This window comes from Bartonella capreoli, assembly GCF_902813205.1.
GTDB classification, from domain to species: domain Bacteria; phylum Pseudomonadota; class Alphaproteobacteria; order Rhizobiales; family Rhizobiaceae; genus Bartonella; species Bartonella schoenbuchensis.
Map to the genome: position 1 here is coordinate 1 of NZ_CADDZX010000014.1, position 9,179 is coordinate 9,179.

The following is a 9,179-nucleotide window of genomic DNA, read 5'->3' on the forward strand; positions in this document are numbered from 1 at the left end:
TGCTCTGAAGTTAATCCTCCTTTGTTGAGCTCAGCAATATAATTCATTGCATCTTTTTGTTGCTGTTGTGCTTCATTTTGTGAAGGCATATCAATAGGAGAAACAAATTCAGATTGGGGCGCCAACGACACAGCATTCTCTAAAGAATTGCCCTGATAGGATTGGGGGCCATTGTTTGTTTTGATCGAATAATCTGATAAAGGAGGCATCTGACTTTTTAAATCTGTAACAGATACAATTAAATCTTTAAGCCCTTTTTTACTCGTTTCTTCAGGTTCATCATAAACGCCTCGAATAAGATCCTGAAGAGTAGCCTTTTGTCGATTATAACGCCTGTCCTGTCTATTGATATGCTTAAGGAACGGGTCATAACGGGCAATAAAAGACAGAAACCCTTTATTATTGCTACCATTTTCTTGATCCAAAGATGGATCTAACGCATCAAACCTAGACATTAGGCAACCCTTTCCATATTAAAACCAAGCTTGCTATAATCAACATGCAAGAATCCGGTGGCAGTATTTAAGAAAACGGCCTCAGGGTTTGTTGCAAGAACATCTTGCGCCATCACCCCGCGATAACGTTTAGAGCACCCTTTGTAGTTATAATCATAGAGTTTGTGGCCATCTCTATACCCAACCTCAACAATGTTCTCCTTGGCTCTTCGATCACTCAACCCCGTAAGTCCACCAATAATGCCCCCAACACTACCAACAGTTGCCCATGGATTGTTTGGAACAAGCGTTGTCGCTTGCCCTGTTTGTGTACCGTAATTGCCAGCAACAGCTCCTCCTGCAGCCAGTAATTTACCTAACTGATCCCATTCAAGATTATTCTGCTGCTCCCATTTTTCTCGCTCTGCATCCAGTTTTTGCTGATTATTGGCATCAATCAAACTTCCCCCCGCAAGCGCATTCATATTCGCCTGACCTTGACCTTGGAAGAAATTTGAAGCACCTGCAAGCTGGTTTTGGTTTGCCTGGTCAATCAAACTATTAGCAGCCATCATATTGTTGACATCTTGGTTATATTGCTGCGACATCGCTTGGGTTGCGATACCCCCCAATTCATTAGCAAGAACCCCCGTATGCGCTCCAGAACCATAGCGCCCTGCTCCTGACATTGAACTGTTAATAGAATTGGCTGTATTGTTTAATGTTTTTTGAAGGGCTTCATTAAAGTAAGGGTTAGCGCCTATTTGCGCTCCAGAGGCCATGTTACTTAAATTTTGACTTGTTGCATTTGGTCCGGTGGCAAGCCCATTTAAATAGCTGTTATTATAGTTTTGAGCCGTATTGTTAAGTCCTGTAATCGCACCCAATGTCTGATCACTCAAATTGGTAACACGATCACCCTGATAAACCTCCTTCCCACTGCCATTGTTGTAGAGATTCATCGCATCATTGGCACCAAGCTCAAAAATACCTTGTGCCCATGCAGGAGGGGCGTTTGTTTGTGTCGTGTTTTGTGTAACCTTTGGTTTTTTACTTTTTCCCATGTTAAAGCTGCTTTCTATATTCTAAAAGATTAACGCAGTAGCCATGCGCTTTAAGAGATCTCTCCCATCCACGCCGACCTATGATGATAAGCTCGTCTGCCCCTTGTTCTTTGTAATAGTCCTCAATATGCGGAATAATCTGACTTAAATGCTGCCCACCTTTTCCACCAAGGGTCACAATAACCGCACGCTTTACCCCTGTAACAAGATGATCCAATTGGGTGGTGAGATGAGCCATAAAATTTTCATGCTCATCAACGATAATCCAAAGAAGCTTTTCCCCCTTTAAAATATCACTCAAAAGCGTCTCAAGATCATAATCATCGGGAAACTTATCAATAAAATAAGCAATCGATTTTAAGATATCACGCCAATAGGGTGCTATTTGCCAAGCACTCCATTGCTGTGTGTTATAAACTTTCAAATTCATCTGATACCCGCAGGTTTGAGCGTCACCTCAAAACCTGTTATATGCGTCCATGGCGTGCCTTCTGGTATTCTCAGACGCAACGCGTGATAACGCGCTCGTGAGCGAATATTATACATCCCGTGATTATAGCCCGCACAACGCTCTTTAGCCCAATGGAACCGATTGTTATCATCCAGAATAAAAGCAGCCCCAACACTTAATAAACCCTCTGTCGTATCGCCTTGAACAAAAGCCTCACTCATCAGGTTTATCTGTCTTGTCGTATTGCCAATCGTCTGTGAGGTAATCACCGCTTCCATCGGCGGGCCAGCAAAAAGCCCAAATCTATTGTCTTGATTAAACGCTCCTAAGACAGGCGCACCATTTTGCCACATTTTACTATCAAGAGAAGCGGGTAAATCTATCAAGTGCTCTGAGACTTCATCGAGACCTTCTAAAGTATAACCCATTGCAAATAAGGGAAATAAGAAAAGATCATGCCCCTTGATGACACTCCATGTTTGTAAGATCCAATCATACACATAAATATGCATTCCAGCGATATCATCATTAACCGAAAAGTACACCCGTGAATAAATCGGATCAATGCACGCGTGCATTTCATCAAGTGTAAAATTATGATAAAGTGTAAAAATCGTTTTATCAACTTTACCAAAACCAATAGGCAGCATCTCACCTTCGTTATTGATCTGGTAAAAACCATCATCAGATACAAAGAAAGTATGCTCTCCACGGCTTGCAATGGCCATACTGCTTTTGGCTCCTATTTTATCCTTTACTTTCGTAAAACTAAATATAATGCTCGAGCCCGGTACAAATGTCGCATGGTAAATAGCCGATCGCATAAAAATAAATGGGTTGGTTGCTTGTGTTGACCCTTGAACATATTCACCATCTGGAAAATCTTGATAATCACAGCTGTTTTTCCCAACAGTCCAAAATTCTGCATCATTTAACCCTGACCAATACACACGGTTTGGATAATCTGTAAGCTTCATCAAACAAACAAAATCACCCCAAACACGCACAATACCAGCCCGTGGAGGCTCCCCTCCCAAATCATCAAATCTCTCATCCTTTTTTAAAGAAAGCACCTGGGGTGCATCGTTGCTATTAACAGCAATGACGTAATCCCCAAAAGAAGCAAAAGACCAAGGCGTTGTCTCATTGGCATGATAGAGCGTATCAGGCTTGCTGATATCTTTCCATCCACGCGTACCATTATCAAACGCGTAAAGCTTGGTTGGTGAACCCACAATGATACGCACACCACCTGATGAACGCACAGTATACACGCTTAAAATCTCATCGGGAAACGGATCTGAGATAGGTGCAACCGTTGGAAAGGGAATATAAGCCTGAGGGGCAGGCAAAACATTCACAATCTCATTCGAATAGCCACTGTTTATAAATGCAGTGTCTGGTCTAAATTCAGCAATAGGGATAAAAGTCATCAGAAATCCGTGTGTTGAATCTGTGCAAAGTTTTTACGCCGTGAGGTCTCAATTTGAAGAACGTTTAACTGTTCTTGAAACATCGCAAGGGCTGTTGCTGCCATCTGTGGCTCTTTGATAATATTGGCATATAACTCATATTTTGCACGGGTTTTGATAAGCTCATAAGCTTCCAAAAACCATACAGATGCTTGCCTCGCATTCTCAATGGTTTTAACCCGTATAGGGTCAAGAATAAGCCTGATGGAATAAATATCATCGGGTGTTGGATAGAAAACAAGCTTTTGTGCAAAATAAGCATAGCGTGTGGGCAAACCATGATGCGCCTCATCAAGCCCTTCAATCTCCATCGGATCTACCCGCAAAAGCTTTGACTTATTATGATTATTCCCATCAATATAAGCATCAATAATCTGAATAGCCCCACTGATTGAAGGATGAGCCTCATCTCCATAGCGGTTTTTGCCTTGCAATGTGGTCAAGACAATTTCACGGCTTTCATTGAAGTAAAAAGGAAACCGTTCACAAAAGCGAATAGCTGAAAATATCGCATTTTGAACCTGATCAACATATTCATTGGTTTGATCATCAATCTCATCTTGAATATCATCAACCATCTGAATAAAATTTTGATCATGAGGAACTATCTCCCCTTTTATCTCAATGGGGCCACCTGTATGAATCGTAATAGCCATGAATATTATTCCCAACATTTAAAAGGGGGGGACGTAAGGAACAAACGCCCCCCTCTTTTAACGATTTGTGTAAAACTCAACAACGATCTCAGCATCCCCTTTGGAGCTTTTCTTGTCTCGTGTAACATAAATCGTATTTTCAAACTGAAGGGGAACGCTGCGTGCTTTTAAAGGCAATTCGACCTCTTTTACACCTTCCTCTTCAAGTACTTGGGTCCCATAATCACTGCCCCCTGGCTTTTTACCAATCGTTGCAGTAGCCCCTTCAAAATCTGTTAGCGTATAAACAGTAATGCTTTTAATCAAAGCACCCCGCGGTAAAACACCAACCGATGTGGTAAGCCCAGTGTCGCTTGCTTGTATACGCGAGCGAAAAAAGCTCACCTGCTGTGTATGAATATCACGCCCCTGCAAAACAGGTGGCATGCCTTCATCCGTTGTTTGTGTAAAATCAACAAATGTCTGTGTCATAAGACGTTGTTTTGTCATGATTAAATCCTACTCATTTCATTGATGTTTATATGTTATCTTCAACAAAAGATGGGATAACAATGGTGCCAAAGTCTTGTGCTCCCTGATTAGAATAGGGCAAAGCGTAGCGTGACTTTTTCATGCCAATAATCGTCTTGGCAGCCACGCCAAATCTACGCTCATAATCAAACAGCTCTTCCACTAATTTATAGCGTGTTGCTCCATTGCCTTTATTGCTACGCCCATAAGCCATGATGATACTTTGTGCACCAAGCAAAACAGCACGCCGAACAGACAAAACAGGCTCTTTAGTCTTTGAATCAACACCATTGGGCACATGTTCAGATTCACGCAAAACAACACCATTATACACCCCTAATGATCCATCAAAAATGGGATTTTTAGAACGGCTTCCACTAAAAACTGCCTTGGTAATGTCAAGCCATTGCCCTTCATCTGTATTGGTACGCAATTGGGTCACCTGTGTTGGGTGAAGATACAGCACATAGACACTGTCTCCATTAATCCGTACCGGTCTAATCTTAGGATTAGCCAGTTTTGCATTCTGTACAGCTTGATCGATTAATTTGAGATTAAACACATCTTCTTTTGCAAGTGCTTCATCCGTTTTTTTCTGATTTGGGCGAATAACACGCTTACTGCTTGGTTCTAAAGGTTCATTAAAGCCATAATGCACTGGTTTAAGCGTTACGGTATGCCCTTCAAACTTCATCCATGGTGCTGTATAGCCTGCAGCTTGAATAAAGAACATCATGCTTAAACGGTCTGCATACCAATCAACAAGTGCATCCTTTGCTTCATTACGCAAGTTAAACAAAACACGTTGCTGATCAATCGACCCTTCATTTGGAACACGTACAGCATGAGAAAGCTCATTAATGCGTATCTTATCACTCATAAACTGAAGCGCTTCTTCATTACCTTCCAGCGTTTGACTTTCGCTAACACCATCACCCATAAGCTGGGTCCGTAATCCCATGGTAATTGAATCACCCGCTGATTTTCCTGATTCATCCTTCACTTGGATGATACTATTTTTGTTTGTCCCCATAAGCGGTGCAATAGACAATGCTTTTGAGGTCTCTGTATTGAGCATCTTAGCCCAAGCGCTAACCGCTAATGGGGCATTGATCGTTATTTGTGTTGTCGCCATTTTTTTAAATGCCTTTCTTCATCTTGGTTAAAAAATTGCCGCACTTGTGCAGCATAACCAAGCACCATCACTTGGTTATCTCTGATGAGCTAAGATGCATGTCTTTCACATCCCGCTCATAATTTGTTCAAATTTCCCAGGATTTTTCTCAACCCATGCTGCAAACTCAGCTTCTGGCATGGAAGAAAGCGTTTTTATATCAACACCCCCTGTTGGAGCTTGCCCCCCACGCGCTGCTAATGTACGTGCTGCTGTTGTGCGTTCTTGAAGAGCACTCACATCATCTCTCATCTGTGGACCAGAGTATCCAAACGCTTTTGCTTTGTGCACAAGCACCTCTACAGGGTTAATGCCTGCCCTTTGAGATTGCTTACATATATCACGTAATTGAATACCAATTTGTTCTTGCCTTACCGCAGGATCGTTAAGTTGCGGATACAGATTGGCATCTGCTTTAAAAGAATTATCTGCATACTCATAAAGATAATCCATGATATGATCTAAGTCAGGGTATTTATCTTGAACCTGTGCCTTGGCTGCTTCAAAATAATCCCCTAATTGCTGACGCTCATAATACTCTTGATTGACACGCTCTTGCTGCTCTCTCTGATACGAATACTCATGAAGCAATCTTTGCTGTTCTTGCACCTTCTGACCAATCCATGTCATATACGCTTTGGGATCCTTTTCTAAAGAAGGAACATTTTCATCATGACGGCGCGTTATTTCTTGCTGGATAGCGGCATATTTTTGTGCCATCTCTAGCGCAAGCTCACGGGCCTCAGCAGCATCTTGCTCCGCTTTTTGACGTGCTTGGCGCTCTTGCTCTACAACAGCGTAACGAGGTTGCTCAGACTCCTTCTCGCCACCATCATCATTTAACGGCTCTTGAGAAACCTCTTCTGCTGGCTGCTCAGATGCCTCATTTAGTCCATCTGTGTCATCTTCTCCATCTGTTTTAACATCTTGCTCAAGCTTCTCATCTTGCATACTCTCAACAGGATAATCGCTTGTAAATTGTTCATCATAAAGGGCTTGTTCTTCAGGGGTAAATTTTTCTTCCATTATCTCGTTCCTTTTCGTTAAAGTTTAAGTTTTGCCTCTGATGGTTGCTGCTCGATAATTTTCAAGCTCTATTTGCAATGCTCTGATCTGCATCTCTCGCTCAGTTATCGCATTTCTTGCTCTTTGCTGTTCAAGCTGCATACGCGCTTGTTCTTGCTTTAAGAAAAGCTCAATATTCTTCTGCTGCAGTGCTACTTGTTTGCTTTGGGCATCCAGCTGATTGAGCACACCTTTTGCCTGAGTTTCTTGTTGAATAGCTGCAATTTTTGCTTGTTGCTCGGGGCTTAATTGCGGCCCTTGGTTTTGCATCATCATCTGCTGTTGTTGCTGTTGCATTTGCGCTTGCTGCGCTTTGGCCGTTAAACTGGCCACAAGAGTTGCCGGCAATGGCGAGAGTTTCAAAAGATCGGGGATCATATCTGGCGTTAAGAAATTCCCAAGCAATGGCAACATCTGAGTAATAGCCGCAAATGTTCTTTCTTTCTCATTCGGGCTGGTTGGTGAATCATCAACAATAATGTCATACTCAAGGGTGGTGACATCCTCACGCGTTAAGGATACATACTCAGCCTTTTCTGGTCCGGAAATGCGTATCAGGCGACCATCGGAAAGATAGTTTTGAATGAGATAAAGGATGATCTTTCCTTGTCGGCACCGATACAGCTTTAAATTATCAAATAAACCTGCAAGCAAATTGAGTGTTGACTGGCGGCGTGTATTCTCCAACACATTCGCCTGATTAACCTCCCGTGTTCCTATAAACTCAGCAGATAAACCTGTCACATGTGTAAGTGACTCACGGGCCTCATTAAACAGTTGAAAAAAACCATTGGGAAATTCTGCACGTGGTTTGGACTGTATCTTTCCACCAACCAAAGCACCACTTTTAAGCCATGTAATCGTATCAGCCTTTGCCCAGCTCTCCACGGCCTGGCGCTCATCATCAAAAGCACCTCGTTCAGCCATAATGCCGCCTTTAGCTTGGCTATTGAGGATATACATCACTTGACTAAAATATTTATTCGACCATCTTTGCGGGTCTTTTGCCGGCCTGACAATGCCATAAAACTGGTTTTTAAGCTTATCCAACGTGCCTGTTATGCATTCCCATCCAAGCTGCCCATCAGGGGCTAATGGTCTGTCAGGCTTGCCTAAAAGACGACGCCCTAAAAAAGCACGCTTAACCACCTTTTTATGAAAGCTCGCACCTTGAATTTGCGGTACAAGCATTTGCAGCTGTTTAAACTCTTGGGCACTATAATCACGCATCTGACCTGTTTGAAGATCTTCTGCTTTGTAATAAGGCTCATATTCAAACCAACGACACTCAACAAGCGTGACATAGCGTTTCCTTGAAACTGCATCTGTTCCATTATTGTCATCACTATAAGCATCAAGGGAAACATGATAATCTTCAAGATCGGTTGTGTTGTCGATAGCCCAATCAGCATTCAGATCTTCACTGGCCACATTGGGAAACAAGCTTTTGGCATCCTCGATGGGTTTGCGATCAACATACCACATGCGCTGTGCATCAACCAGATTAGGCCTTACAGCATTCACATCCCACACCATCTTGAGTGGATCCAAGCGCCTTACTGTGGGTTTGCCTTCAGGGTTTGCTTCATAATCAAGCCGTGTATCTGTCCACCCCATACCGCAAATGATCATATCTTGAAAGGCATCGGAATCGGCATATTCAGCTTCAGCTTCATCACGAAACCATTCTGCTGCCCCGGTGAGCAATTCATTGGATATCGCTGCACCAACTTGTCTTGGTTGAAACTGTACTTCTCGTTTATTATTACGCTCTGCTCCAACAATGGCATTCACCAGAGGAGCAATACGGTTAAACGTCATAACAGGGCGCCGCTGTGCTTTTAAAACAGCTAAATCTTCTTCTGCCCACTGACGTCCATTATAAAAATCAAAGTCTTCACGCGCTTGCTCTCGCCATTCATTGACATGCTCAATATCTTCCCCGTACCAAGACTTAAGACGTCTATAAAGCCCGTCATCATCAAGACTTGTTGTTTTTTTAAGGTCGTTTTCTAAAATGCCATCCATGATGCCGTTTCTCTTTCTGTCGCGCTATAACGCTCTGGCTTTGATGGAGTACGTGGTGCTTCATAAACAATGCACATCAAACCAAAGGCATCGGCTCCATGACTTGCCCAGTCATGTTCAGCCCCCAAACCAATGGCGCGTTTTTCATCCCATTTCTCGTGATACCAATTTAAGGCTTTACGGCCAGCGACTGTCGTTTCTTCATGAAACCAAACACAAGGCAAAATACGACGCACGGCTTCAATGCGCATCTTAACAGCCCCTGCCCCTTGATTGGGCACAACCTGTGTGTCAAAACCAGCCTCATTTAAAGCACTCTCAAAGC

At 42.8% G+C, this 9,179-nt stretch carries 8 protein-coding genes and 2 pseudogenes; all 10 read right to left on the bottom strand.

Going from position 1 to position 9,179, the window contains the following annotated elements:
• Positions 1-455, bottom strand: a pseudogene (locus tag J7R05_RS06485) (hypothetical protein); the annotation flags it as partial.
• Positions 455-1,498 (bottom strand): tail fiber domain-containing protein, encoded by a 1,044-nt coding sequence (locus J7R05_RS06490; RefSeq protein ID WP_208541678.1) that lies wholly within the window; start codon positions 1,496-1,498, stop codon positions 455-457. The pseudogene J7R05_RS06485 and the gene J7R05_RS06490, both read right to left, overlap by 1 nt.
• Before the next feature lies 1 nt (position 1,499).
• The gene (locus tag J7R05_RS06495; protein WP_246468253.1) at positions 1,500-1,928 is read right to left on the bottom strand and encodes a hypothetical protein; all 429 of its coding nucleotides are present in this window, start codon (positions 1,926-1,928) and stop codon (positions 1,500-1,502) included.
• Positions 1,925-3,382: a hypothetical protein gene (locus J7R05_RS06500; RefSeq protein ID WP_208541679.1), complete on the bottom strand. Its 1,458-nt coding sequence runs from the start codon at positions 3,380-3,382 to the stop codon at positions 1,925-1,927. Before J7R05_RS06500 ends, J7R05_RS06495 begins: the two co-directional genes overlap by 4 nt.
• Positions 3,382-4,077 carry a phage adaptor protein gene (locus J7R05_RS06505; RefSeq protein ID WP_078689949.1) on the bottom strand — a complete coding sequence of 232 codons (696 nt, stop codon included), beginning with the start codon at positions 4,075-4,077 and terminating at the stop codon, positions 3,382-3,384. Before J7R05_RS06505 ends, J7R05_RS06500 begins: the two co-directional genes overlap by 1 nt.
• A gap of 57 nt (positions 4,078-4,134) precedes the next feature.
• Positions 4,135-4,566 (bottom strand): hypothetical protein, encoded by a 432-nt coding sequence (locus tag J7R05_RS06510; protein ID WP_208541680.1) that lies wholly within the window; start codon positions 4,564-4,566, stop codon positions 4,135-4,137.
• Between the two features lie 28 nt (positions 4,567-4,594).
• Positions 4,595-5,722 (bottom strand): N4-gp56 family major capsid protein, encoded by a 1,128-nt coding sequence (locus J7R05_RS06515; RefSeq protein ID WP_208541681.1) that lies wholly within the window; start codon positions 5,720-5,722, stop codon positions 4,595-4,597.
• Positions 5,723-5,827: 105 nt separating this feature from the next.
• Positions 5,828-6,787, bottom strand: a complete 960-nt coding sequence (locus tag J7R05_RS06520; RefSeq protein ID WP_208541682.1) for a hypothetical protein — start codon at positions 6,785-6,787, stop codon at positions 5,828-5,830.
• Positions 6,788-6,811: 24 nt separating this feature from the next.
• Complete coding sequence (locus J7R05_RS06525; RefSeq protein WP_208541683.1) at positions 6,812-8,854, bottom strand: portal protein; 2,043 nt, start codon at positions 8,852-8,854, stop codon at positions 6,812-6,814.
• Positions 8,839-9,179, bottom strand: a pseudogene (locus J7R05_RS06530) (PBSX family phage terminase large subunit); the annotation flags it as partial. The gene J7R05_RS06525 and the pseudogene J7R05_RS06530, both read right to left, overlap by 16 nt.

Coding starts and splice junctions, on each gene's coding strand:
- J7R05_RS06490 (WP_208541678.1), bottom strand. CDS start 1,498: ATGGGAAAAAGTAAAAAACCAAAGGTTACACAAAACACGACACAAACA.
- J7R05_RS06495 (WP_246468253.1), bottom strand. CDS start 1,928: ATGAATTTGAAAGTTTATAACACACAGCAATGGAGTGCTTGGCAAATA.
- J7R05_RS06500 (WP_208541679.1), bottom strand. CDS start 3,382: ATGACTTTTATCCCTATTGCTGAATTTAGACCAGACACTGCATTTATA.
- J7R05_RS06505 (WP_078689949.1), bottom strand. CDS start 4,077: ATGGCTATTACGATTCATACAGGTGGCCCCATTGAGATAAAAGGGGAG.
- J7R05_RS06510 (WP_208541680.1), bottom strand. CDS start 4,566: ATGACAAAACAACGTCTTATGACACAGACATTTGTTGATTTTACACAA.
- J7R05_RS06515 (WP_208541681.1), bottom strand. CDS start 5,722: ATGGCGACAACACAAATAACGATCAATGCCCCATTAGCGGTTAGCGCT.
- J7R05_RS06520 (WP_208541682.1), bottom strand. CDS start 6,787: ATGGAAGAAAAATTTACCCCTGAAGAACAAGCCCTTTATGATGAACAA.
- J7R05_RS06525 (WP_208541683.1), bottom strand. CDS start 8,854: ATGGATGGCATTTTAGAAAACGACCTTAAAAAAACAACAAGTCTTGAT.